The 26667-nt window shown below is 44.2% G+C and carries 21 protein-coding genes and 1 pseudogene; 5 read left to right on the top strand and 17 right to left on the bottom strand.

From position 1 onward, the window contains the following. Positions 1 to 27: 27 nt before the first annotated feature. Both WH37_RS10480 and WH37_RS10475 read right to left on the bottom strand, forming a co-directional pair. Positions 28 to 2109 (bottom strand): alpha-glucuronidase family glycosyl hydrolase, encoded by a 2082-nt coding sequence (locus WH37_RS10480; RefSeq protein ID WP_046230517.1) that lies wholly within the window; start codon positions 2107 to 2109, stop codon positions 28 to 30. Between the two features lie 37 nt (positions 2110 to 2146). Further along, positions 2147 to 4300 carry a glycoside hydrolase family 52 protein gene (locus WH37_RS10475; RefSeq protein WP_046230516.1) on the bottom strand — a complete coding sequence of 718 codons (2154 nt, stop codon included), beginning with the start codon at positions 4298 to 4300 and terminating at the stop codon, positions 2147 to 2149. Positions 4301 to 4497: 197 nt separating this feature from the next. Here WH37_RS10475 and WH37_RS10470 point away from each other — a divergent pair, with 197 nt between their 5' ends. After that, entirely contained in the window at positions 4498 to 5454 is a 957-nt protein-coding gene (locus tag WH37_RS10470; protein WP_046230515.1) for a helix-turn-helix domain-containing protein, read from the top strand. 22 nt (positions 5455 to 5476) lie between these two features. Here the strand turns inward: WH37_RS10470 and WH37_RS10465 are convergent, their stop codons facing one another. From WH37_RS10465 to WH37_RS10435, 7 genes are all read right to left on the bottom strand, one after another. Next, positions 5477 to 6283, bottom strand: coding sequence for an alpha/beta hydrolase (locus tag WH37_RS10465; protein WP_046230514.1), 807 nt, complete (start codon positions 6281 to 6283; stop codon positions 5477 to 5479). Positions 6284 to 6337: 54 nt separating this feature from the next. Continuing rightward, entirely contained in the window at positions 6338 to 7144 is an 807-nt protein-coding gene (locus tag WH37_RS10460; RefSeq protein WP_046230513.1) for a Nif3-like dinuclear metal center hexameric protein, read from the bottom strand. A gap of 28 nt (positions 7145 to 7172) precedes the next feature. Beyond that, on the bottom strand, positions 7173 to 8066 hold the full coding sequence (locus WH37_RS10455; protein WP_082110743.1) for a carbohydrate ABC transporter permease: 894 nt from the start codon (positions 8064 to 8066) through the stop codon (positions 7173 to 7175). A gap of 12 nt (positions 8067 to 8078) precedes the next feature. Then, positions 8079 to 9005 (bottom strand): ABC transporter permease, encoded by a 927-nt coding sequence (locus tag WH37_RS10450; protein ID WP_046230512.1) that lies wholly within the window; start codon positions 9003 to 9005, stop codon positions 8079 to 8081. Positions 9006 to 9070: 65 nt separating this feature from the next. Next, entirely contained in the window at positions 9071 to 10603 is a 1533-nt protein-coding gene (locus WH37_RS10445) for an ABC transporter substrate-binding protein (protein ID WP_046230511.1), read from the bottom strand. Between the two features lie 204 nt (positions 10604 to 10807). Further along, on the bottom strand, positions 10808 to 12406 hold the full coding sequence (locus WH37_RS10440) for a response regulator transcription factor (RefSeq protein ID WP_046230510.1): 1599 nt from the start codon (positions 12404 to 12406) through the stop codon (positions 10808 to 10810). Positions 12407 to 12432: 26 nt separating this feature from the next. After that, a complete protein-coding gene (locus tag WH37_RS10435; RefSeq protein ID WP_046230509.1) occupies positions 12433 to 14118 on the bottom strand; it encodes a sensor histidine kinase in 1686 nt (561 codons plus the stop codon). 507 nt (positions 14119 to 14625) lie between these two features. On the opposite strand from WH37_RS10435, the gene WH37_RS10430 reads away from it, so the two are divergent. Then, positions 14626 to 15414 (top strand): nucleotidyltransferase domain-containing protein, encoded by a 789-nt coding sequence (locus WH37_RS10430; RefSeq protein ID WP_046230508.1) that lies wholly within the window; start codon positions 14626 to 14628, stop codon positions 15412 to 15414. Between the two features lie 207 nt (positions 15415 to 15621). Next, positions 15622 to 17052 carry a MocR-like pyridoxine biosynthesis transcription factor PdxR gene (pdxR, locus tag WH37_RS10425; RefSeq protein WP_046230507.1) on the top strand — a complete coding sequence of 477 codons (1431 nt, stop codon included), beginning with the start codon at positions 15622 to 15624 and terminating at the stop codon, positions 17050 to 17052. A gap of 81 nt (positions 17053 to 17133) precedes the next feature. Here pdxR and WH37_RS10420 read toward each other — a convergent pair whose 3' ends face one another. The 3 genes from WH37_RS10420 to WH37_RS10405 all read right to left on the bottom strand — a co-directional run bounded on the left by WH37_RS10420 (position 17134) and on the right by WH37_RS10405 (position 19773). Beyond that, positions 17134 to 18360 (bottom strand): benzoate/H(+) symporter BenE family transporter, encoded by a 1227-nt coding sequence (locus WH37_RS10420; RefSeq protein WP_046230815.1) that lies wholly within the window; start codon positions 18358 to 18360, stop codon positions 17134 to 17136. 39 nt (positions 18361 to 18399) lie between these two features. Beyond that, a complete protein-coding gene (locus WH37_RS10415; protein ID WP_046230506.1) occupies positions 18400 to 18921 on the bottom strand; it encodes a pyridoxamine 5'-phosphate oxidase family protein in 522 nt (173 codons plus the stop codon). Between the two features lie 627 nt (positions 18922 to 19548). Then, positions 19549 to 19773, bottom strand: coding sequence for a helix-turn-helix domain-containing protein (locus WH37_RS10405; RefSeq protein ID WP_046230814.1), 225 nt, complete (start codon positions 19771 to 19773; stop codon positions 19549 to 19551). 128 nt (positions 19774 to 19901) lie between these two features. Between WH37_RS10405 and WH37_RS10400 the strand changes: the two genes are divergently transcribed. Next, positions 19902 to 20219, top strand: a complete 318-nt coding sequence (locus WH37_RS10400) for a DUF6809 family protein (protein WP_046230504.1) — start codon at positions 19902 to 19904, stop codon at positions 20217 to 20219. 934 nt (positions 20220 to 21153) lie between these two features. Here the strand turns inward: WH37_RS10400 and WH37_RS10395 are convergent. Next, positions 21154 to 21420, bottom strand: coding sequence for a gamma-glutamyl-gamma-aminobutyrate hydrolase family protein (locus WH37_RS10395; protein WP_082110742.1), 267 nt, complete (start codon positions 21418 to 21420; stop codon positions 21154 to 21156). A gap of 79 nt (positions 21421 to 21499) precedes the next feature. Between WH37_RS10395 and WH37_RS10385 the strand changes: the two are divergent. Beyond that, positions 21500 to 22616: pseudogene (locus WH37_RS10385) on the top strand (IS3 family transposase). Between the two features lie 279 nt (positions 22617 to 22895). Here the strand turns inward: WH37_RS10385 and WH37_RS37365 are convergent. From WH37_RS37365 to WH37_RS10365, 4 genes are all read right to left on the bottom strand, one after another. After that, entirely contained in the window at positions 22896 to 23258 is a 363-nt protein-coding gene (locus tag WH37_RS37365) for an S-layer homology domain-containing protein (protein ID WP_414811831.1), read from the bottom strand. Positions 23259 to 23417: 159 nt separating this feature from the next. Next, positions 23418 to 24251 carry a carbohydrate ABC transporter permease gene (locus tag WH37_RS10375; RefSeq protein WP_046230501.1) on the bottom strand — a complete coding sequence of 278 codons (834 nt, stop codon included), beginning with the start codon at positions 24249 to 24251 and terminating at the stop codon, positions 23418 to 23420. Beyond that, positions 24241 to 25149 carry a carbohydrate ABC transporter permease gene (locus WH37_RS10370; protein WP_046230500.1) on the bottom strand — a complete coding sequence of 303 codons (909 nt, stop codon included), beginning with the start codon at positions 25147 to 25149 and terminating at the stop codon, positions 24241 to 24243. Before WH37_RS10370 ends, WH37_RS10375 begins: the two co-directional genes overlap by 11 nt. 105 nt (positions 25150 to 25254) lie before the next feature. After that, positions 25255 to 26589: an ABC transporter substrate-binding protein gene (locus WH37_RS10365; RefSeq protein WP_052736920.1), complete on the bottom strand. Its 1335-nt coding sequence runs from the start codon at positions 26587 to 26589 to the stop codon at positions 25255 to 25257. Between the last annotated feature and the right edge of the window lie 78 nt (positions 26590 to 26667).

The following is a 26667-nucleotide window of genomic DNA, read 5'->3' as shown; positions in this document are numbered from 1 at the left end:
AGTCTCCTTCACAATTGAACCATTAGGTTAATAGATTTTGCGGTGGTGCTTATCTTCTATGCCGCTTTTGCGCCAGAAATACGTATTGATTTGATCCCGCCACTCTTCTGCATGCCGAGCCTGCTCTCGCAAACGCTCCTCTACCTGCGAATACAGCTCTTCCTTTATCCGGCCCTGCAGGGAGCTCCAAGCTGACAGCAATTGCGCCGCCCGCTCCACCCCTTCGAAGTGATTATCATATATATGCTGAATGACGGTTTTTCCGGAATGAAGGACATGTGTATACGGGACATGATGGAAAAATAGCAGCAGTTCATCCGGGCAATGCTCCAGCGAATTATAGACTTCTGCATTTGCACCCATATATTGCGCACTGTATCCGGTTCCGGTCTGCACCGTGCGGTCAACGCCTATTCCTTTGTGGTCTGCAAAATGATACGTTCCCCATGGCGAATATTCATAACCATCGACGTTAGGACCGTAATGATGGTTAGGATTGACCATCCAGCCTATGCCAAGCGGCGCAGTATAAGACTCATAAATGCTCCACGAATCCATCAGCAATCCGCTAATGACATCATGAATGGCGGCATCGAGGCTAAAGACCAGCTGTATCCACTCACTTGCAATTTGTTCAGCCGTTAAATCCGGGTTCCATGCGAGCCTGCCATAGCCATACAAATTAGCTTGAGCCAGCAAATGCCCGCTCCAGTTCCAATCCTCACCTACATTGGTGACAGCTGCCATCCCATTTATACGGTTGCCCCACAAGGAGCCGTCCACTACACGCTTGACCGGAGCCTTTTCGCCTTCAGCATACGTATTGAACTCCAATATTTCCTTCCATTGAGGGACGAGGTAACAGAGATGCCGCTGCTGCCCTGTATATTCCTGCGTTATTTGAAATTCAATCAGCTGATTGGTGTGCTCCAGCGCGCCAAAGAGCGGAGATACAGGCTCTCTGACCTGAAAATCAAGCGGGCCATTTTTAATTTGCAGCACGACATTATCGTTAAATCTTCCATCCAGCGGTTTAAAATGGTCATACGCCGCCCGGGCACGATCGGTCTTGCGGTCACGCCAATCCTGCTTGCAATTGTAAACGAAGCAGCGCCAAATGACGATGCCGCCATGTGGCAGCAGCGCTTCCGCCAGCATGTTGGCTCCCTCTGCATGGTCGCGGCCATACGTAAAGGGACCCGGACGATTTTCAGAATCGGCTTTGACCAGAAACCCTCCAAAATCCGGAATGGCTGCGTAGATTTCCGAAGCTTTATTGTTCCACCAACCTTGCACATCCAGCTCCAGCGGATCAGCCGTCTCCAGCCCACCAATCTGAATCGGGCTCGCGAAATTGATGCTGAGGTATAAGCGAATGCCGTAAACCCGAAAAATATCAGCGAGCTTCGCCACTTGCGGCAGGTAGGTCGGCGTAATAAATAGCGTCTCCTCCTGATGAACATTGACGTTGTTAATCGCAATCGCATTAATGCCAACCGAAGCCATCATTCTGGCGTAATCGCGCAGCCGCTCCTGATCCTCCGTAAAACGATTATTTTTATACAAAAAAGAGTTCCCGGCATAACCGCGCTCAATGCTGCCGTCGAAATTATCCCAATGATTAATCATTCGCAGTCCGTTTACCGGAGCGCTGATGATAGCAAGCTCATCGATTGCAGCGCCTGTGCCTATGAGGCGCAGCAAATGAAACACGCCATAGAGCACGCCTGCCGGGGAGGCAGCGCCGATTGCTAGACAGGAATCAGCATGACTCGTGCGGATGACAAACCCTTCCGCTTCTGCGGCCTCAATTTCTTTTTCGCTAAACAAGCTTTGATAGCGCACATGTAATGAATCGAACGTTCCGAGCGCGATATGAAGCTGCCCTTGATTGGGAGCCGCTGACACGGAATGGCCCAGCATAGCTTCCAGGCCGAGCTTTAGTTCAGCCGCCGCAGCCTGAATCGTTTCCTGTTCTTCCAAGGAAACGATTGCGCCGCCCCACTGCCGATACTGCTCCAATTGGGCACCTGGCAAAGCCTTGTTATAGCTTAGCCAAGCATGATAGCCGCTTTCCACTGGCTTATGCTTCCATTCAATCTCATCCATCTTTTGCTGCACCTCGTCCTATGGTTTGATTTTTGCCTTAGCTGCGTTTGACAAGCGAATAGTCAGCCGACTTCTCATATAGCCACAAAATGGCGGTCACGCCGCGGGGGTAATATTTACTGCCTACAATTTGACCCGACAACACCTGGTCGCTCCAGCACCAATAGGACAATTCAGGATGCAGCAGCCAATCGACATGAGCCGAATCCGCAAGCTGGCCGCTCTCCTCCCACAACATATCCATAATTTCCCTTGCAATAAATTGGCATAAATAAATTTTGCTAAGCCATGAATTATTGCTTGTCGAAGATAACTTCCACGCCCCGTCGTCAAATAGGCATACGCCAGGCACAAGCACCGTTTTCAAATGAAGGTGAAGACTGCTCAAATAGTCTGCGAATCTGCCGTTCGGATCAAGCGCTTCCTTGCAGCCCGTAAACAGAGGAAAGACCAGCCCTTCAATCGCAGGAATGATGCGCGAGTGATTGTTTTCACCGATAATGGCCGGGATATAACCTTCATCTGTCAAAGCAGCTGTAATGGACGCCGCACATTTATCTGCTTGACCGCCAGCCTCTGTCGACAATTCTGGCAAGCCTTCTGCTTGGAACAGGCGCTCGAGCGCCACGTAAGCGGCCCAGCATTTTCCCGCCATATAAATATTGTTGCGGGACTGGCCCAAAGAGGCATCCAAGCTGTCATAGGTGGATATTTCGGCCCCACCCTGCGTACGCGTGCTGTCCAGCGCCATGAGTCCGTTACGCTGCTCTCTTACCGGATGATCCCGGTTCAGCATGCTCTCAAAGCAGGAGCGGATAACCGGCAGCATGTTTGCCGCAAACTCCGCATCCTTCGTTTGCTCCATATATACAAGTGCTGTGCAAAGCCAATTAACCAGTTCTTCATGGGACATATAAGAGAAGCAGTCGTCCAGTCCCGCCAGCTCATACGCTGAATATTGCGGACGTGAAAAAACATTTGCCACGCCGACATCATGGGTGAATGTTATACCACCGGGAAATGGCTCCTGTTTACCAGGAAACGTCACCTCATCCTCGTAGCTGTATCTTTCTACGAACAGCTCCAATTCATTTCTTACCGTCCAAGGATTCATTATCAATTCAAAAAACAGCTGATCAACCGTTAAATCCAGCGTATTCATCATCCGATATTCGCCTTCATTCACGATCCATAGCGCTTTGCCGTCATGGTCCAGCATTTGGGTGCTTCCATAATAGCTGTGAATAGCGTGCGAGAGCATAAACTTTTGATCGACCGAAAGCTTCGAATCATTAATCCATTGATCTGCGTGCTGGCAAGAGAGAGTCAGCTCCTGAAAATGCTCCAAGGCGTATGCAGCTACGCTGTTGATATTTTTAAAATAACGGGTGTATGCATAGGAAGCTTCAATGCCCGTTGTGACGATGCCATCGCGATAGAAGCAAATCGCAAACTTGTACGTGCGCGTCTCGCCCGGCGGCACCTCCATTAGAATGGCTCCCGTTCCGCCCAAGCCAAATGCATAGTTATGTTCATAGCGCTCATCCAAAATTTTCTCCATCGTAAATCCCAGCGCACTCTGAACATCGCCTGCATCGCAAGCGATAGCGGTCAAGCGGCCTTGCCCGATCCCTTCAAATTGCCCTTCGCTCGTATCGCCCAGTCTGCGCATCGCACTGTAGGGATCGCTGCCTTCATACCCAATAAAGCCTCTTCTGGACGTGAATCCTTTGCTGTTGTCCAGCGTCAATTCAGCGAAAACAGCCGGGACGATCGCTTGCTTCAGCTCCTCTGGGCTGGCTGTTGCCGGATCTGGTACCGAGCGGACAGGAGAATAAATACGCAGCATTACATCGCCCGCCTGCCATGTATCTGTACCTGCGCCGAGCGTTCGCGAGATTTGATCGTCATTAAATGCTCTCAGCTTAGCTGTCGCCTGCTGATCCTTATCGCTTGGCTCTACTTTTTCCACATCATATCTGGAGCTTTCGTCGGCTGCCGCTTCAAAAAACGGCAAGGCCTCATAAACGCTCCCATCTCTTGCCTGCATCCCAATATAGATGTTCTGATCGGCTGGCTTCCCTAGCTCTGAGGCAAGTCCGCCCTTCTTTCCCTTGAAGCCCAAGGTGAAGCTCGAAAAAGCTCCGATGGGAGAGTGCTGAACATTATAAAATTTATTTTGATTAGCCAATGTTTTTACCCCTTTCTAACCGTGATCTAAAATAAAAATAAAGCGTTTGCATGAATTATTTTTATCCTAGCACGTCAGGTTAAGCGGAAGCCATTGTCAAATCGATCAATTATTTACCCAAATCGGGCTGAGTACGTTATACTCTTAGTTAAGCACAGCGTGGAAATCTGCGAGGAACTGAACGGAGGCGTTGCATGATGGCAGCCACTTTTATACCGCCTATACTTGGACAATGCATTAGCGAAGCTATTGTTCCCGACGTCAAAACAACGATAAACCTGTTTGGCATGCATTTGCGCAAAGTAAGCGGAGAATGGGATTATCCCGTGCATACCCATCCCCAATATGAGATCAATTACGTGCTCGAGGGCGAGCAATTATTTATCGTCAATGACCGTCATTATATACAGCAAGCTGGGGCTCTTATGTTCCTTCAGCCAGGAGCCTCTCACGCTAGCAAAAGCGGGAACGGCAAACCGTTCACTTATTTTTGCCTGCATTTTGACATCGATGACCGCATGTTTTTATCCTTATTAAGTCGGCTCGACTCCGTTCTATTTGGGGCCAACAGCAATGTCGTCCAGCAATTAAGGCCAGCTCTCAACAAAGTCATCGAAATGTCGAGCCAGCTCGCTGAACATTCCGCTGCCAAGCTTACGGAACGGATGCGTCTTCAATCCGCTGTTTTTGAGCTGTTCGGCCAGCTCTGGGAAGCACTTTCTGCGGAAGCCGACCTCCACTCTGCCGTCTCCTATGAGAAAGTCCAGCTTGCTCATCAAATTCGCAACAAGCTGCAGGGACTTATCTACCAGCAATTCAAGCAGGATGCTGCTGCACTGAACCAGCATTACGGCATTGACGACATTGCTGCCGAGCTTGGCATTAGTGTCTCCCACTGCAACCGGGTGTTCCGGCAGGTTTTTGAAATATCGCCGCGTGTGTTTCTCTCCTCAGAGATGCTGCACGAGGCGAAGGTGCTGCTTAACGATCCACAGATGTCGATCAGCCAGATTTCTGCAATTCTCGGCTATCGCGATATTTCGCATTTTAGTCGGCAGTTCAAACGCTGGTATGGTGCGTCGCCGAGCGAGTATCGGCGTTCGAATGAAGAAAAAAACATAACAGCGGCAGCCATGGATGAGAAAAAATCCTAGACTGCCGCTGTCAGCATGCTGCTCACCTTATTTTTTCATCATCCAGTGCCCAAAGAATCGCTTTTTCGAGGTAAACATTCCAAAAGTCCCATGTATGGGCACCAGGGTTTTCCGTATACGAGATTTCAACATTTTCAGAAACCAGAAAGTTATGGAATTTCTGATTGAAGTCGAGTAGAAAATCCTCGGTACCGCAAGCCATATAAATACGAGGAATCTCCTCGTTGCTTCGTTTTAGGTTTAAAATCAGCGCTTCCGGATCTTTATCGCTCCCTAACAGTTGATTTAAGTCGCCGAATACCCGTGTAAAATAGTTGTAATCAGCTACTCCATCCCGATAATCCTCAGCAGCTCCCGCAATTTGATAGGGTAAAATGGCAGAGGAGAACGCCATAATTTTGCTGAAATTCCCGGCATACTTCAAGCCATTGCGGATCGCACCGTAGCCGCCCATGGATAAACCGCCAATAAAGGTATTCTCTCTTCTTGTCGACAAAGGGAACATTTCTCGTGTAAAGGCAACCAGCTCATTGCCAACATATTCTCCGAACAATTCACCTTTGCCCAGGTCATCCACATAAAAATGATTTTCTCCGGATGGCATGAACACCGCGATTTGATGGTTATTGGATAGCTCCCTAATTCTTGTGTAGCTAATCCAGTCCATGCAGCTGCCCGAATAACCATTCAATAAATAGAGTGCCTTCATCGGTTTTTTCTCCGCTGCCGCTTGACCCGGTATTTCAAACTTGTCTAATGGAATCAGCGCATTAAAAGTGACTTCTCTTCTCAGCGATTTTGAATAAAAATGAACCTGTATCATGGCCATTGTTCATATCCCCTATCTTTTTTAACTTATCTGAGCAAGCTGATGCTATTACCGCTATAAATAGATAAAAGGCTCTTCGGCATCAATAAAGGAGACTGGAATACCTTCGACCAAAGGCTGCAGCCACTGCGCCATATGCTTCATGCCGGACTCCTCGCTTCGTTCATGTCCTATTACCAGCATGGCTTTATTAAGACCAAGCATCTTGGCATCATTAACGTAGGCACAAAGCGTCCATTCCACAATTTCTCCGCACACCATCACATCAAGATTTTTATCCCGCATGAGCTCCATCGGCATTTGTTCTCTGCCAAGTCCTAAGCTGCCACCGCCGACGAGTATGCCAATTCTTGAACACGGCATTGCGGGATCACCCACGATTTGGATGACCGACATATTTAGCTTTTGCTTAAAAAATTCAGCCAGTTCTCCCAGCGTAGTCTGAGCAATCTCATAGGTATGCGGCTGGTTTTTTTCGATCATTTGCTCTTCCCAACCGATATCCTTCAACAAACCATCGTAGATTCGGTCTGTATGCCCCATGTGCATATGATCATGAAATCTCCAAATCGCGATCTGGTTGTCTTCGATGAGCTTCTTCTTTTCCAGATAAACGGGGTCATGTTCAAGCCATTCTATATCATCCTTCCCCGTATAAAAGGTTGGCTCGTGGGTAATGATCATGTTCGCGCCATGCGCAATCGCCTTTCTGATCACATCGACGGTAGCCATAAAGCTCGTGACAATACCCGTTACTTCCATATCAGGATCCCCACTCATTAATATATCCCCTGATTTTTCCAATTTTCGATCACCGCAAGTATCGAATATAACCGTGTCTATTACTTCATATACCTTCATTTTTTTCTCTCCTTTGACATTCCTTTGATTATCCTTTTACTGCTCCAATTACGACGCCTTTCGTCAAATACTTCTGAAGGAAGGGAAGGACAACTAAAATCGGTAAAATTCCAATAACAGCCATTGCCATCCGAACTGCCGTGCTGGGAAGCTCTACGGCGCCGACACCAATCATACTGCTCGCCTGGTCAGACTTTAAATATTGGATATTGTTCATTAACTGAATCAGAAGATTTTGAACGCCATAATACTGAGGCTTCGTAATATAGTACAAGGCATTGATCCAATCATTCCAGTACGTCAAGGCCGTAAACAAACCGATTGTCACCAAAACCGGAATCGATAATGGAAGCATAATTCTGTAAAAGGTTTTCAGCTCAGAAGCGCCATCGATTTGTGCCGATTCGATCAAATCCACAGGCACATTATTTTTATAATAGTTGCGAACCAATAGAACGTTAAAACCGCTTATAAGATAGCTGGGCACGATTAACGCCCACAGTGAATCCTTAATATGAAAGATTTTCGTCCACATCATATAAGTGGGGACTACGCCACCGCTAAACAGCATCGTGAAAAACACAATAAAAGCCAACACATTATGCAGTTTAAAGTCTCTTCGTGCCATCGGGTATGCAAGCATAGCGGTCAGAATCGTGCTGACTGCAGTTCCGACGATGGTGACGAAGAAGGATACACCGTAGGCTCTCACAAAAGTTGAAGCGGTTGTGTACATGTACACATAGGCATCCAGGCTCCATTTTTCCGGAAAGTAGCTGTATCCGTTGCTGATCAAGGCAGACTCATCCGTAAAAGAGGCTACGAAAATTAAAATAAAGGGTAAAAAAGCCGCTAAGGTGATCAAAGTCATAACGATGGCTGAGAAATGGGCAAAGGTCCGTTCCCCTCTTGTTTGTATCAACGTATTTACCCCCTAAAATAAAGCATTATCAGCATTTACTTTTCTGACAATCGCATTCACAATCAAAACAAGAATAAAACCAACTAACGATTGATAAAGACCGGCTGCCGCCGACATCCCAATATCATTTAATTGAATCAGAGCCCGGTACACATACGTATCGATGGTCTGTGTAGTGCTGTACAACGCACCAGCATTCATCGGTACTTGATAGAACAAACCAAAATCGGAATTGAAGATTCTCCCTACCGAAAGGAGTCCTAGTATAATGATCGTCGGTTTCAGCAAAGGCAGCGTTATATTGAAAATTTGCTTCAGTTTGCCTGCGCCATCGATCTTCGCAGCTTCATAAATGCTTTTATCGATACCAGCGATAAATGCAAAATAAACAATCGACCCATAGCCGGCGGTTTTCCACAACTGGATGATGACTAGGATATAGGGCCAATACTTGGCTTCCGAATACCAACTGATTTCAGGAAGTCCCAATGGTCGTAAAATAGAAAGATTAATAAATCCGCTATCCGAATTAAGAAAAGCAAATACAAGATAAGACAGCACAACCATAGAAATCAAATTCGGAAGCACTAGGCCGGACTGAAAAAACTTCGAGTATACTTTCGTTAACAGCTCAGACATCAGCACGGCTATGAAAATCGAACAAATCGTGCCTAAAATAATAAAAGCCAGGTTATATAAAATCGTATTTCTTGTCATGATGAAGGCATCGCTTGTATTGAAGAGAAATTTAAAATTATTTAGGCCAACCCAATCGCTGCCGAATATCCCTTTAGTAAAATCCACTTCTTTGAACCCAATAAAGACGCCAAGCATGGGAATATAGTTATTAATGAGCAAATAAAGCAGACCTGGAGCCGCAAGAAGGAGAAGAGGCATCATCTTCTTTAATTCCCGGCGTTTTGCTATCGTTGCGTTCATCGACATTTCTCCTTTCGTACGAGGTGGAGTCTGCTGTAGGCTCCACCTTGTACATCTTACTTATTTTATTGATTTTTTTTCGCCAGCCAAGCATCAAGCTGATCCTGCTTTGCCTTGATGATAGCTTCCGCGCCAGCGTTGTTCAGCGCTTCCACGAGCTTTGGTATCGTCGTTTCGGGGTCCAAGGAGCCGGTAACCAGCCCAGGAAGATATTGATTGACGACATTGTTAACAGAACTCATTTGCGTTTTTACACTGTTTTGGTCAAAAATAAATCCAAAATAAGGAGATCTTTCCGTCTCTTTATTTTCTTTCAGCTTCAGCTCAATATCTGACCAATCTATACCCTCAAGCTGATACTGAAGAGACTCCGATCCAACAATCCCGGAACTCAAATGCATCGTGTAAGCAACTGTCGAAGCATTTTTCCCCTCAGGGAACTTGACATGATGCTCATCAACCTTCACATAGTCCTCGCCTTCGATTCCGTACAGCAGCGTGTTAAGAACTTCGACATCCGTATACAACAAATTCAAAAACTTCATGGAAGCCTCTGGAGCTTTAGTCCTGCTAGAAATCATCCAAACAACAGCATTGACTGCGGTCGTATCGAAATAAAAGGGTGCAATGCGTTTCGTCTCTAAGTTTTTTCCGGTTTGAGCGCTAAGTGCTTGTGCTACAGCCATGCCGCCATAACCTCCCATATAGGAGAAGCCGCGTCCTGAGGAAATCATTTCCGAGAATGGACTGGAGGCTGTTGCCGCATCTTTCTGCAAGTAGCCTTTGTTATACCATTCTCTCATCATGGCGGCACCAGCTTTAAATTCATCCGTTTCGTAAAAATTCCGTACCTTGCCGTCGTTTCCGATGACGACACCGACACCCGTGCTGTCTGTCAGATAGTCGACTTTTTCCGCTCCTCTTAATAACCTCACCAATCCTGTATCACTAGGGCTGACATTGATAGGCCCGAATGGAACGACTTCTGGAAGCTTTTCTTTCAAGGCATCAAACACCGTTGGGAGGTCATTTATGGAGTTGATATCATCAGCAGACATTCCAATTTCCGACATCATATCGGAGTTGTAGACCAAGGTAGTTGGAAGCGCCATCCCTTTATTTGCGGGAATCCCGTAAGTTTGACCATCAATCGTTGTAGCTTCAAGGAGGTCGTCACCGAAGTCTTTATCCAAAATTTCTTTCATTTCTTTCCCATACTTCTGGAGCAGATCATTCATCGAATATAGCTGATTTTTCGATGCAAAATTCGCAAACTGCTCGAAGCCAGTAAAGAGATCCAATTGTTCACCGCTTTGCAGCGCCAGATTTACTTTTTGACTGTAATCAGCTGGTCCGTAAATTTTTAACTCAACCTCAACATTTATCTTTTCCCTTGTAATCTTATTGATGGCGTCCGTTACGCGACTAAGATCGTCAGGAATTCGGTTAAATGACGGGATTGCAAATACAACTTTTTCAACCTTTCCAGCAGCTTCTTTAGTCGCTTCGTTCGCGGATTCTGTGCCGCATGCGGTTAACGACGAACCGATTAAGGTTATGGACAAAAGCAGTGCAGTGATTCCCCTCTTTGTTCTCATTTGTTCTGCCTCCATTCGAATAATGAATCTCCTTCATCTTAACTTCAATCCACTTGCTTAGCTTTAATAAATCCGTGTTGTTTTTTAAAAAATAAGAACTCGGCTGAGCAAATGAATTCCACTCCAGCTCCATTACTCGACAAAAAAATAGCAACTTCGCCACCTCGTTCGGGTAACATAGTTGCCGTTAATTATTTTAGGATTTTAAATCTTCAGTACATTATATTTGGCACGAAACGCATTCGGGGTGTCGCCTGTGACTTTTTTAAATACAGTGGAGAAATATGAAATGCTGTCAAATCCAGTTTGGGTTGCAATATGGCTTATGCTTGCTTTACTGTGAATAAGCATTTCCTGCGCAACCTTTACCCGGTACTCATTCAAATACTCCTTGACCGACAAACCTGTTTCCAGTTTGAAGCGTTTAGCTAAATAGTCCGGCGTTAAGAAGACGACTGCCGCTATATCTTCCCGATTTAAATCCTGATCGTAATGCTCATGAATGAATCTTTTCGCCTTTTCAACGACGCCTTCCGAAGCAATGACCATCTTTAGAAAATCAATCGTTGTATTCGTTACATAATTTGCCCATTTCATGAATTCAAATACACTGCCATTCGAGCTTTGAGCCAATTGCTGAGCTACCTCATCCGAAAATAATTTATGAGCCTGGATATTATTTTTATACAATAGGGAATAGACAACCTGTACGAAATCTTGGTGTATGGCACGAATCGTGTTCACATCCAGTTTATTCAGGGACGCAAGCGTCTCTAGTTCCTTCTTCAACAAATTAACGATCTTCACTCTTTCACCTTGAATAAACAACGTATTCATTTGATGGACATCGAGAGAATAGGGTTCAGAATTGGAATATACAAACCGTTCTTTGCCATCATGAACTTTTCCTTTATAAATGATGTTCTTTTTATCCATTTCCTCTAGTTTGATTTTAGTTTCTGCTATTTGGAAAATTTCATTCCCTTCCGCTAGATAGGAAGTAGCCGTGCAGCGAAATAGCTTTCTGCATTGTTTAATGAGATTATCGTATTTGTGCTTAATCACATCGATGGATTCATTCTCGGCTTTAATTAAAGCGCTGTAAAAAACATCCTCTATTTTATAAGTAACGATTTGTGAGTGATCGGTTGTACCGAACAGCATTTCCGAACATAAATTATGCAAGGCGTATTTGAACGTATTATCGTTCCAATCGATCTCCATATCCGTTTTGCTGACGCAAGTAATGGCAAGAAGATAACTTTCCTCTAGATGGATATCCAAATCTCTTTTCTGCATTTCGGACTGAATCACATCGAGTCGAGGAGGTATCGTCGCAAACATAATGTCTCTCCAGAAACCCTGCTCAACGAGATCACGGTTTTTTAACCATGCCTGTCCGTATCTGCTGTATTCATTTAGTTCCCTTCTTTGCTTTATGACATCTATCGCCTTTATTAAAGACGTCTCAAGTTTATCTTTATCGAAGGGCTTAATGACATAAGCATCTGCATTAAACGATATGGCGGTGGAGGCAAAATCAAAGCTTTCGTGACACGTAAAGAAAATGAAGGCGCAGTCGTATTTATGTTCTCTTACCCATTTGATCATATCGAGCCCGGTACCCTTTGGCATTTCAATATCGCATATGATGATGTCAGGGATGCTCTGTTCAAATAGCAATTTCGCATCGGATATATTGTGTGCCGTCATGATTTTGGAAATACCGAATGCATCCCAGTCTACGAAATCGTGCAAAACGTTTACTGTAGGAATATCGTCATCAATTAATAAACATTGCATTTGTATTCATCACCTTTGTAAGGAGTTTACTCGACGTCTTCCATAGGAATCATTATTTCTACCCTGGCGCCGGATGGCTGGGCATTGGATAGCTTTAACAGCCTGTCCCGCTTGTATAAAAGCTTTAATGTTCTTTGGATGTTGCTGATCCCCACTTTTTCCCCCGTACCGCTTTGCTGCAGATCCGAAAAATTCACTTCTTCCATCATTTCTTCGGGGAAACCATCTCCATTATCTTCAATAACAACCCGAATGAAAGGTCGACCATTCGTGAGAACGCTATCAACTTTGATAAATATAGACAGCATTTCTTTGTGCGCTAAAGCATGCTTAAACGTGTTCTCAACAAAGGTATGAATCAGATACTGCGGCAGCGGATAAGTTTGCAATTCCCGATCGATGTCAGCCATATAGAACACTTGATTCGGATATCTAATTTCTTGCATCTGGATGTAATTTTCGACATGCTTCATTTCTTCTTGAATCTGAACTTGAACCAGCCCGCCTCTAAACATGTATCGTAAATGCTCGGATAAATGACTGATTAACAGACGTATCTCCTCATTCTTGTTATGGTAGGTGAGGCTCGAAATGGTAGTTATCGCATTTAAGAAAAAATGGGGCCTAATTTGCATTTGCAAATATTTTAATTCCGTTTTATTCCGCTCAAGCTTCTCTTCGTAGGTGTTGATTTTTAACGTTTTAATCTCGCGTATCATCGAGGAAAAGGAATTGGACAACCGTGCAAACTCGATCGAGGAGGCTTTATTGGAAAACGGATAGTCCCAGTTGCCTTTTTCAACTTCTTTAGCGCCTTTTACAAGCTCTAATATGGGTTGAATCAAATCCTTTGCAAAGGATCTGAAAATAACCGGCGTGATGACGACCGCTATAATACTTAAAATAATTATAATCCATTGAATCAATTCCAAGCCCAAGAAGACATTTCGACTTGCGACAACGTTCGTTAAACTTCCGAATTCAGGAATCTGCTCAGTAACGAAAAAATGCTTGGAGGTAAATGTATGGTTTTGTTTCTCCTTAGAAAGTTCTACCGGATTCGTTGCCGAAAGCATACGGTCCGATTTATCGGTTAGGTAAAATAAGTTATCTTCGTTTGCATTTTTCTTTATGGCAGACATTAGCGTATCCGTCTTTATGACCGCTCCAAAAATCACATTAGAATAAGTGATCGATGTTAGTAAATAAGCAACTCCGTTCACTTCGACAGGCATCCACTCTGCCCCGCCCGCCACTTTCCTGGCATCAAAATCATATTCCTTTAGAAAGTCAGTCAAAAACAGGCCTTCCTTCGAATACATTCGGTTACTGAAGGAGGCTAATAAAAAGTCCTCATTCGGAACTGAAATAAACAATCCGTCACTTCCGCTAGTATTAGACGCCTTCGATGCCAAAATCTCCTTCAGTCTAATGGCTTCAAAATACTTCTGGCTCTCATCCTTTGTTCCAAACGTACTAAAGCTATTAATCTGTGTATCGAACACCTCTAACAGATCCCTAGATGTATTATTCAAGCTATTTTGGATACTGTTAATATAAATCGCCAACGTGTTTTTGGAGCTTGCAATCTGATTTTTTCGTACGACTTCCAAAGAATAAAAATTACTCAATATAAGTGTTGCTAACAGAATCGTCAGAATCACCGTCATTTGCACAGTAATTTTTCTAATCATACTATGCTGCTTCAGCATCTTGCTCCACCGCCCTATTGATCTTCTGCGTTTTGCCGTTCATCCTATGTTTGGGCTAGTCTTCAAAAATACGTCCCTTCTTCTTAGCGCTTTTACCTACGATTGATTATATACATTATTTCTATTAGAGCCTACAACAATTCGTCCTGGCCCATTTTTATTGACTTTTCGATGCTTATGGTGTAAAAACAGGCTCCATTAACATAGTCCGCAAAATGTACTGCAGGCACGTAAAAGTCTCCTCATCGCGCTTCGTAACGTTTAAGGCGAACGCTAATTACGATTTCTTTAGTCCAAGTGCAGAATATTCAACTGCTTTACAGCTTATGGCTACTTAAACACACAGACCGAAGCATACAATTAATCGGACAGAAAGTCGGCATTAGGGGCATGAAACACTTATATTATTTATTTCAAAATCGTTTGGCATGAATGACTATAGATGTATTCCTTTCTTTAGTTTAAGGTTACAGTGAGACCATCAAATAATGAAAGGGAGGCTGGAATATGTATACGCACCATAAGCAATCGCTGGACAAATTCGTAGAAACGCTGCAATCTGATCCAAACCTATTAGCCGTGATAACGACTGGCTCCATCGCGAAAGGTACTGCCAAGGAAACATCAGATATCGACGTTTATTTGCTTGTCACGGATCAAGAATTTGAAGAGCGGAAGAAAACCAATGCGCTAGCATTCACCAATCATGAAGTTTGCAATTATGAAGATGGCTATATCGACGTCAAAATCATCAATATGCGGTTTCTGGAGCTGGCAGCCGAGAAAGGCAGCGAGCCGACTCGCGCTTCCTTTACAGGTTCGCAGGCTTACTACTCCGTAGTCTCAGGGCTAAATGAGCTGCTAACCAAAATACCGGTTTATCCCGAGCAAAATAGAAACCAAAACATTAAAGATTTTCAGGCACAGGTGATGCTTTACGGTTATTATTTTGCAGGGGAAGCCGTCAAAAAGAATAACCCATACCTGCTGTCGCAAGTCGTCAGCAATCTGGTCTTATTCGGAAGCCGAATTATTTTGGCGCATAATCGCATATTGTTTCCTTGCCACAAGTCCATGATGGCTGAAGTCGAAAAATCCCCAGAAAAACCGGATACCTTTATCGGCCTTTCCCATGAACTGCTGTTAAATCCTACCCATGAAAAATGCATGGAATTAACCCAAGTCATACTGGATTTTCGAGAACTGGAATTATCGACCGAGCAGGCGGTCAGTCTATTTATTCAGAACAATGAATGGAACTGGATGGATCAGTCCCCTCCCTTGCAAGACAGATAAATCAAAAAACAGCCTCTGCCGCTGAAGCTTCGACGGTTCTGAGGCTGTTGCTATTTCGTTTCCATGAATTAGTGGAACCACGATCATATTGCTTGGTAAACTAAAACCATGCTAGTATATCAATTAATGGAATGCTATAAAACATACATATTGAAGTGAATAGAGCACTCCATATTTTTGACGCATATACAACTAGAGGTGAAATAGATGCTAAAAGTTAACCGTGACGACGAACGCCCCATATGGCAGCAGCTGCTTGACCAAGCTATCCATAATATCACAACCGGAAATTGGCCTGCAGGCGAATTACTGCTTCCTTCTCGCGAACTCGCACTACTCATCGGTGTCTCTCGCTCAACTATACAGATTGTTTATGAGGAATTATTCAGTCGTGGCTACACGGTTACTTCCCGGCGCGGCGGAACAAGAGTAAGTGACTGGACCCACAAGACCCGTTTTATGGAGGAGGTTATAGCTCGAGGGCCGGTTACTCCCGAGTTGCCTTTATTAAACGATGCAGTCAGCCAGTTGCAAAACTGGTTCAGGGGCAAAGAAAACAGAAATGTGGAGATCGATTTCAGCCCACACGAGCCTTATTTGGATCAGCATTTTCAAACAAACTGGAGACACTCCTTTTTACAAGCCTCCAAAGAAACGGACCTAGCCAGCTGGGCTTACGGCAACCCCTATGGTTTCGCGCCGCTGCGCGAGCAGATTCAACGTTATTTGTCACTTGAGCGAGGCGTCCACGTTCATATCGATCAAATTATTTTAACTTCGGGAGCACAGCATAGTCTAGATTTAATCGCCCAAGCCCTGTTAAATGAAGGAGAAACCGTTTCTGTTGAAGATCCCGGCTTCCCCGCTTCATGGATGGCGATGAAATATCGGCGGATGAATGTTGTTCCAGTCCCTGTCGACGATTACGGAATACAAGCAGACCGTATTCACCCTCAATCAAAGCTTGTTTATGTTACGCCTTCACATCAGTGTGCAGTTGGAGTGATCACGTCGGAGCCCCGCAGACAGCATTTGCTACATATGGCTGCTCAACATCAATTTTGGATTGTTGAGGACGACTACGATAGCGAGTTTCGATATCGTGGCGACCCACTCCCAACCTTATATAGCCAGCAACCTCAAAACACGTTGTATATGATGAGTTTTTCCAAAATGGTTGCTCCTGGTATTCGTATATCAGCGATCGTTGGTCCAACAGAGGCCATTCGCCAGCTTGCCCATGTCCATGAATTAACCTATCGCCATCTTCCGATTATGGAGCAATTGACGCTTGCTCATTTTATCGAGCACGGGCATTTCATGCGCCATATGAGAAGAGTCAGAAATGTATATCGGCGCAGACACGAAGCCATGACGAAGGCCATCATCGCGACCGGCCTAAGTGAACGTTTTAAACTTAGCGGCGTAGAAACAGGATTGCATATGCTTCTTGAAGCTGAAAACTCGTTTGATGAAGAATTCGCAACGAACCAAGCGCTGGAAAAAGGCATACGTGTTTATCCACTTAGCAAGTATTGTTTGGAAAGTGATCGAAAAGGATGGGTGCTAGGCTTTGCTAAAGTGGATGAGGCAGCAATAGAAACAGGCATTTATCGTCTTGCGGAGATGCTTTTATAATTTAAGCATCTCCGGCTTAGCTTAAGTATGTTCAGCTCTTTTTAGCTAATCTGTACCTGTATTCATTTTTCATGCCGCTTATTATTTTTGTTCAGCTTGTTGTATTCCACTCGTCCTATATTGTTTTTGGCGAAATTGTCCATGTATCAAAATATGCGCAGCCAAACCTGCAACCAGACCCCAGAATGCACCGCCAACACCAAGTAATGTAACATTTGCAGCCGTTGCTAAAAAAGTAATCAGTGCGGTCTCACGGCCCTTGGGCTCAGTTAAAGCGCCCGCAAGGCTGCCGCCAATTGTCCCGAGCAATGCCAACCCCGCTAACGTCGCGATGAAGGTGGCTGGAAGAATTAGAAACAGAGCAGCCAGCGTCACACCAAATATGCCAACAACCATGTAAAAAATGCCACAGGCAATACCCGCAATGTAACGTTTTGTTGAATCCTCGTGCGCATCTTTACCTGTACAAATCGCTGCTGTAATGGCTGCTACATTGAAAGCATGCGAGCCAAATGGCGCTGCAAAGAGTGAGCCCAAACCCGTTACGATCAAAATTGGATTCGCACTCGTCTTAAACCCATCATTTCGCAAGACTAGCATCCCGGGCATATATTGTCCCGTCAATGTAATAATGAACAACGGCAAGGCAACACCCAATAACGCATGAAACGAAAACTCAGGAACAATGAATACCGGCGACGCGATAGCTAATTTGATCGTGCTGAAATCTACTTTTCCCAAGCTGATTAAATAAATAAGCCCAATTACTAAAATACCGACAATAACATAACGGGACGTATACCTTCTTAATAGTACATAAGCAGCAAACAAGACAATGACCAGCAGAGGATCAACTTTCACTCCTCCAAAGGCTGAAATACCAAACTGCAGTAAAATGCCTGCCAGCAGACCAGAAGCAATACCTGGAGGAATCAGCCGGACGAACCTTTCGAACATTCCCGATATACCTAAAACAATAAATCCTAAAGCAGAGATGATATAAGCGCCAATTGCTTCCTCATAGGGGGTTATCGCTAATATCGAAACGAGAAAAGCCACACCTGGTGTTGACCAAGCTGTAATAATCGGTTCACGGTATCGATAGCTTAGCCATATACCCGTTATCCCCACACCAACGGAAATCGACAATATCCATGAGGCGGTCATTTCAGGACTCAGACCTGCCACTTTTGCCGCCTGAAACACGAGAATAAATGTCCCACCGTAGTTGACAATGACAGATATTAAAGCAGCTATAATGGGCGATATCCAATCACGACCGCGCAGCGAAGATGATGTTGTATTCATTTGCACTCTCTTCAACATTTATAACAACCTCTTTTTTTCTTATTTGTACATTTTTTCTTCCTCGATCGGATTTGCTTTCGCCGTTATATGATAAGGATCGACTCGGTATACTTGAACAGGGGAATTGAATATAGCAGACCTATATTTGTCTACATGCTGCTTGGACAAGGGACGGTTATAGTAACCAGGCACATATTTTTGAAGCATTTCCTGCAGCATATATGTAGCTTCGTCCAGATCATCTATAGGCTCGGCCTTTCCGAAAATCATAACACTCATATATGCCGTGTCCGTCTTAGCTGGTACGGGATCGGTAATGGTTCCATATTCTTCGCAAACCGTAAAACAGACCTCTGCATTCGCACTCATGACCTGATTGCGCCTCCCGCCTGTGGCTCCATGAAAATAAAGCTTCCCCTTTGCCCAAACAAAATTAAGCGGAACAACATATGGCAACTGACCATCAACCATACCAAGATGGCCAATCCGCGCTTTATGCAGAAAAGCTTCAATTTTGTCACTGTCCAACACTTCTCTTATCTTGTAACGAACTCCATCCATTCTCAACCACTCCTAAAATACTGAATTTTCGTTAGTATATCAGTCATTGGAATGAATGAATACATCCAAAATCACAGCAATTGAGCAATCCATATTTTCTGATAAGCAGATCCTTTCTGAGAAATCTTCTAAAGGGCGGTATAACCGATGTGGGAATGGTTCGCCAGGCTATAGAGTGGGCAAACAAACGGTCCATGGTTGGATTGGAGAAAAAAGGATTGGGGTGGGGAGATAGTTGGGCGGGTTGGGTTATTCCTAAGTTTGCGGGGAAAGATTCCCTCGTATTCAGCATCCCTGTGTCATCGGGCATTAACTGGAGGACCCAAGGGGAATATAATACACGCATATGTAAAAATGGCTCAAATATATGAGTCAGTCTGAAGTGCCCTCCTAGAATAAATATTAGAATAAAGCTCTGATATAATCCAATAACTTTTCTAGGGGCATTTTTACGAGAAAAATGGACAGAAGCTTAAGCGTTACACCCTTGAAGTGAGAGTCGAAAAACACCATTTGCAATCAGTCTTGAACATAAAGAAAACTCAACAAAATGACGCTGGTTGAATATTCCTTTTCGAGGGTTTGCTATTTCAGTTTGGGCACTCATTTAAGCGTTCAAATCTCCTATTATTTTGATTTTCGTTCTTCCGGCTTAGCAATGTCTGTTTGATTAAGCAGATAATCGATGCTGACACTATAAAATTTAGATAACGTGATCAATACGGCAGTAGGTATGTCCAACTCCCCACTCTCATAACGAGAATAGGTTGCTTGTGAAATATGCAGCAACTTGGCCATCTCCTGCTGAGTTAAATCCTTATCTTCCCGTAAATCCCGAATTCTTTTATACATTTTCATCACCCAACGCCATCATAATTTATACGAATTTCGCATATTGACTTTTATGCCATTCATTAAATTTAAACTGTAAATATACTAGCAGCAACAAATTTTACTTTGCAGAAAGGATGAACAGGTAAATGAGAAGTCTTTTGGAAGAATTGTGCCATGGCAATATGCGTCCTGATGTAATAAGAATAGCCAATGATCCAGAGTATCTTCAAATGAGCCAGAACATATCTGAAGTGATGGAAGCATGGAAGAAAAAACATACTGAGGATGAATTTACAGAGCTCGAAGCATTACTAGACTTATATGCTCAAGCTCACTCAATGGAGCTAACCTCCACCTTTACATATGGATTCCGGTTAGGCGCAGGTATTATGATTGAAGTGTTAACAGGGAAGGAGGAGCTTGCTAAAAAACTGTGTACTTTTTCAGAAGTTCAGTCATTATAAGAATTAATTTCCTTCTTGAAACTTTTAAAATCCCTCATTCTCTTACTATATACAGTTAGCAAAAGAAAAACCGCTTCAGCTGAAGCGGCGAGATTAACATGATTATTAGTATTAATGCGTCTTTTTATGAGCGAAAAAAAGCAAGCCACATACATATTTGAGAAAAAAATATATATGTCTCTGTCTATGGAGGGCTGCACTTTATTGAATCTAACACACTTACTTATCTCAAAATCATCAACAAACCATCTAGCACTACACCATTCTCATTTTTGAGGATGGTTGTCTGACCTAAGACATTTTCTAACCCCTACACACCTAAAAACCTTTGTTATATAATCTAAGCTTCTCATGCTTATTTTTTCTTAGGCATGGATTTTATAAACACAATTAAACCTCCAATACAAATTCCAACTATAGCCCAACCCGCGATAAATAATATTGAACTCACGGCGCTTACCTCCTTTAATAGATATAGCTGCTGATTGATGTTTTAGATCCATAGCAATGCAAATTTCTGTCGCTAATAAAAACCAACCTTTATATCTAACATTATTTATCCCAATTGTAGCATGTGACTCAATGTCTGCGCTAATCCATATGATCTAGTAAAGCGTATTTCATTTTATTAATGCAAATATAGAAATGTAGTTTTTAAAGCATTAAAATCTTCTGCTTCAATAGGATTACTAGCAGCAGCATAGCCACTGACCGCAATCGTATTCCTTCGTCTTACTTGTTATAGCTTTTTGGATATAAAAAAAGCACCCCTTACGTTTAATTTGTTTTTCAACGAGTTAAACGTAAGGGGTGCTAATTCCACCTGTAATTCAATTATTGTTGTTCAAGGACAATAAAGTCATAGACTGCCACTGTTTTATTGAACTATTGTACCCACTAGTTCAATAAGCGAAGTTCTCGTATACGAATACCTCTAACACGATTTTACAAATTCCTCAAATAACCTAAAGTTATAAATATCCGATTTGTAACTGAACTCTGGATGCCACTGAACAGCTAAAACAAACTTCTTTTCTGGCATAGTAACGGCTTCTATCATACCATCTTCAGCAATTGCAACAGAAATTAGTTGCTTTGACAGCTCCTTAATCCCCTGATGATGATAGCTATTGACTTTAAGGATTTCCGTTTCAATCATTCGGTAAAGCGGTTTACCCTTTTCTATGTAAACATTGTGAATGGATCGGCTACACTTAGTTGGACAATAAAAATGAGGGCTTGTAGAATAAACCTATCATCCTAAGGAGCGGATCTCTACAATGCCAAAACAACGACGTACGTTTACAGCAGAGTTTAAGAAACAAATGGTGCTATTATATGAAAACGGAAAATCCAGAGCGGATCTGGTTGAGGAATATGGCCTCACTGCCTCGGCTTTGGATCGCTGGATCAAGCAAGTCAAGACCACGGGTTCCTTCAAGGAGAAGGACAACCGTTCGTCAGAAGAAAATGAGCTGATTGCTTTACGAAAAGAAAATGAACGTTTGAAAATGGAGAACGATATTTTAAAGCAAGTCGCGCTGATCATGGGACGAAAGTAGCTATCATCCAGAATAACCGTGATAAATACTCGGTATCAGCAATGTGTAACGTCCTGCAAATCGCAAAAAGCACCTTCTACTATGAAGCCAAGGATCAAAAGACAGCGGATGAACTAACCGTAGCGATTGTCGAAATATTCTACAAGAATCGTAAAGCTTACGGCACACGCAAGATCAAAGCCAAGCTCCATGAACAAGGAATCGCCGTCTCCAGACGTCGTATCGGGCGAATCATGAAAGAGCAAGGGTTGGTCTCCACCTACACGATCGCCCAGTATAATCCCCGTAAAACGTCTTGCAACGAAGCGACGACAGCGAATGTTCTGAATCGTGAGTTCGAGCAGACGGAAGCCAAGCGCTTCGTTGTGAGTGATCTGACGTATGTGAAGGTCCAAAACAAGTGGCATTACATTTGCGTGCTGATTGACTTGTTCAATCGAGAAATCGTCGGTCATAGTGTGGGCCCAAACAAGGATGCGGCTCTGGTTTCCCGCGCCTTTGCTACCGTAGAGGGCGATCTCCGTCACATTCAGTGGTTCCATACGGACCGAGGCAGTGAATTTAAAAATGAAAAAATGGACGAACTTTTGGAGACCTTTGAAATCGGCCGTTCGCTCAGCATGAAGGGTTGTCCCTATGACAATGCGGTGGCTGAAACACCTATAGAGTCATGAAAACGGAGTTCATCAACCAGATGAACTTCCAAAGCCTTCATCATCTGGAACTGGAACTATACGATTACGTCAACTGGTTTAACAAGCATCGCATTCACGGAACGCTGGGATACCTGACACCTGTTCAATATCGCCTTACAGCCCTTAAAAAAGCTGTCTAATTTACTGTTGACAATCCAGGGTTACGAAGATGTCTTCGTATTTCGCACAGATCTCCCCAGGTAAGAACGCTATCTTTCCCTCCATCTATTCGCCTCATTTACTTCCGTTCATCTTCGGCAGTAAGGACTTTGACTTGTTATGCAGTCTTATCCAATGAACGTTAGCCTGATATGAGATTCGTGTTCCTCGAACCGGATGTTTGCCGCCGACTTCCTTCATATTCCACCTCACGGTGGACGCCCTTGTCTTAAGCTAATGGCTACTACTGCCTTCACCATTCAGGACTTACACCCTATAGATAGCGCCCATGCTGGGCGCACATAAAAAAGCAGCCCCGAGTTAATTGAGGGCTGCCTCGTTCTGATCAAATGTAGAAAACTATCATGCTCGGATCCGCCGTTTTTTCTTATTCCAAAACTTGATCCATACTCCCCTGTAGACTTACCCGAAGCGTTTGCGAGTATTAACGCCATCTCTGCACGTGTTATTTCGTCATGTGGACGGAAAGCACCATCCTCATTGCCTTTGATCAAGCCTGATTGTACCGCTTGCACGACTGCTTTCTGAGCCCAAGAACTGATTTCCGCTGCATCTATGAAAGTAAGTAGCGCTTCCTTTTCTTGCGGTATTAGTGCATTCATCAGCATTACAGCGAATTCTCACGAGTCACAGCGTCAGACATTGCAGAACTGCAGTATTACGCTCAAATAAGCAGGGTATTTTCAGCTATATTCTTCGCTTTCCCTCAATATCCATTGATCTTGTCCTGATCTTTGGCAGTCCTTTTTGGAGAAAACGCATTATTTCAAGCCCGTATTGGCAATGCCTTCAATAAACTTGTTTTGAGCCAGGAAGAAAACGACCAGAATAGGGACAGTTGCTATGGTCGAAGCGGCAAGCAGCAGCGGCCAGTCCACGCCGGCATCCGTAGTCAGCATGGATAAGCCGATCGGCAACGTGAACAATTCCTTCGTATTTAAATAAATAAGCGGTTCAAAAAACTCGTTCCAGCTATTCATGAATGTAAAGATGCTTACGGTTGCCAATGCGGGCGTGGCGATCGGGAGCATAATCGACCTGAACGTGCGCCACGGCGAACACCCGTCCATTTTGGCTGCTTCATCCAGTTCAATAGGAACTGTAATTAGAAACTGACGTACGAGAAATACGCCGAACATCCCACCCGATCCAAGCATTGGCGGAAGAATTAGAGGAATATGCGTATCGATGAATCCGAGGTTTGACATCCAGTTGAATAAAGGAATGGCCGTAACTTCGGTAGGAATCATCATCCCGCTGAGCAGGAACAGAAAGATCGCGTTTTTGAATGGAAAGTGCAATCTGGCAAACGCATAGCCTGCCAATGCGGACAAGAAACAAGTGCCTGCCGTGACGAGCACCGCGATATACATACTATTAAAAAAGTAGAGATGAAACGGCATTTCCGTAAACACGCGAATATAATTGATCCATTCCCAAGCTGCGGGTATCCACTGGGGCGGAAATAGAAACACCTCGGATTCCGTCTTCAAGGATGTGCTGACCATCCAAAAAAAAGGAAACAACACGATGGAGGAAACGATTGTTAGAACCAGATAGGATGCAAGGTTGGATGTTATCTTTTTATTGTTCATAATGTACCCATCTCTTTCTTAGTTTCCACTGTATCAAAGTCAGAACCAGGATAATGCTGAACAAAATAAATGCCAGTGCCGATGCATAACCGAATTCGTAGGAGCGGAACGCTTGTTTGAAAATGTAGAAGACCATCACGTACGTGCTTGTTCCCGGCCCTCCGCCTGTCATCACATAGATTTGTCCGAACACTTTAAGAGAACCGATAACGGTTATTATCGTTACCATGAATACGGCTGGCGTAATCATTGGCAGTGTAATGGATTTAAAGGTTTCCCAGCGCGAAGCGCCGTCAATTTTGGAAGCCTCGTAATAATCCTTCGGCACATCGTGCAGAGCGGCCAGGAAGATGACCATGTTCATGCCCACACCTTTAAGCGCACTGACCACTATAACGGTAGGCATCGTCCAAGTTTCCGAGAAAAGCCAGGGAATCTCCGTTCCGCCAAACGTTCGGATCAGCAGATTGACTAATCCACCGTCCGTAGAGAAAATAAACTTCCATACGATCCCCCAAACCACGAGGGAAACGACTACCGGCGTAAAGATCGCGGTCCGAAACAAGCCGATACCCCATATTTTCCGTTTCAACAGCATGGCCAGCAAAAGCGATAATACAATGTTCAGCGGGACCAAGCCCGCAGAGAAATATACGGTATTCACGACCGTATCCCAGAAGACGGGATCATCGCGCATGGCGTAAATATAGTTATCCAAACCAATATACGCCTTATTTCCAAATAACGACCAATTCGTAAAGCTCATCACGAAAGCGTAAACGATCGGGCCAAACAGAAAGATTAAATATCCCGCCACAATAGGCAGTATAAACAAATATCCCATCCACATTTCTTTTGATTTCAAAGTTGCTAAACCTGCTGGCTTACCTCCGGCCATTTGCGCCTACCTCCTGTTGTGAATATGACGAAACCCTCCCTTTAATATACGAGATCACCCTATTGTTCATATGGTGATCTCGCAATGCTCCATCGTTCTGGAGGGTTACTTCAATAGAGGATTAATGCTGTCTTCCATATTTTTCAACGCTTGCTCGGTTGTCGTGGAACCGAGCAAAATCGCGTCCAGGTTTAATGTCACCTGCTCGTCAATCTTGACCCAGTTCGGATGGGAAGGCCGGATTGTACCTTTGGCCAACCGATCGTACGCAGCCACTTTCATCGTTTCAACAGTCGGGAACGGGAACTTGTTCAGATACTCATCGGAGTACAGGACAGACTCTCTCTGCGGCACAAAAAACTCGGCTACTTTAGCTGCATTTTCCTTATTACTTATAAATTTTAAATATTCCAATGCTTCTTCCGGATACTCTGCATCCTTGAAGATCGAATAGCCTCCAAAGCCAATAGGCATCTTGACGCCATGATCGCCTTCCGGAAGCGGAGCAATATCCCATTCGAAATCGACTTTGTCACGGTAAGCGCTTGTACGGGTAACGTTCTCAAACGCCATACCAAGCTTACCTGTATCGAAAGTTAACTGCTCGCCGATGCTTGGATGCGCTTTCTTATCGAGCAGCCCTTTAAAAAGATTGATCGCTTTGGCCGTCTCCGGCGTGTTCATAGCGAATTGCGTTGTGTCTTCGTTGAAGATTTCGCCGCCCATCGCCCAAATCAATGGAATCAGATTGTCGGACCAGTTGGAGGAATTTTGTATGAACTTCACGCCGTATACCCCTTCCTGCGGTTTGGAGATCGCTTCGGACGCTTTGACCATCTCATCGTAAGTCCAGTTGCCCTCTTCATAAAGCTGCATTGGCGACTTCAATCCATTCGCTTCAAACAGATTTTTATTGTAGAAAACGACCTGAGGCGGCGTAGAGAATGGAATGCCGTAGAGTTTGCCGTCCTTTTCAAATGCAGTGAGCGTGGATGGTATTATATCATCGAACGCATAAGCCGCATCCTCTTTCACGGACGAAATATCCAGCAGTTGGCCCCCATTCATAAATTGCGGAATCATGCGCTCTGAGATCCATACGATATCAGGCGAGGTTTTGGTTGCTGCCATGATCGCCAGTTTCTGCTGGTAGTCCGCCCACGGAATCACGGTAGTTTTGACTGTCACATTCGGATGGAGCTTATTGTATTCCTCAGCAAGCTCGTCATACAACGCCACCTGGGCATCGCTGCCCCAAACGGACATCTCAAGCTCCACAGGTTCTTTTGACTCAGCAGCCACTTCCGCACTCGGCGTATTGTTCGCATTTTCCTTGTTTGCCTTTGCGGCGCCATTATTGTTCTTTCCATTTCCTCCGCATGCGCTCAGCAAGCCGAGCAGCAAGACAACAGACAGCAAGACTAACCCGTATTTCTTCATCTTTATGCCCCTCTCAATGTTTGTAATCGCTTTCTACTACTAGTATAAATTTGATGGCTTCCAGAAAAAATAACACGA

This window comes from Paenibacillus algorifonticola (assembly GCF_000971975.1).
GTDB classification, from domain to species: Bacteria; Bacillota; Bacilli; order Paenibacillales; family Paenibacillaceae; genus Pristimantibacillus; species Pristimantibacillus algorifonticola.
The sequence above is the reverse complement of the archived record's forward strand: the minus strand, read 5'-3'. Positions and strand labels throughout refer to the sequence as shown.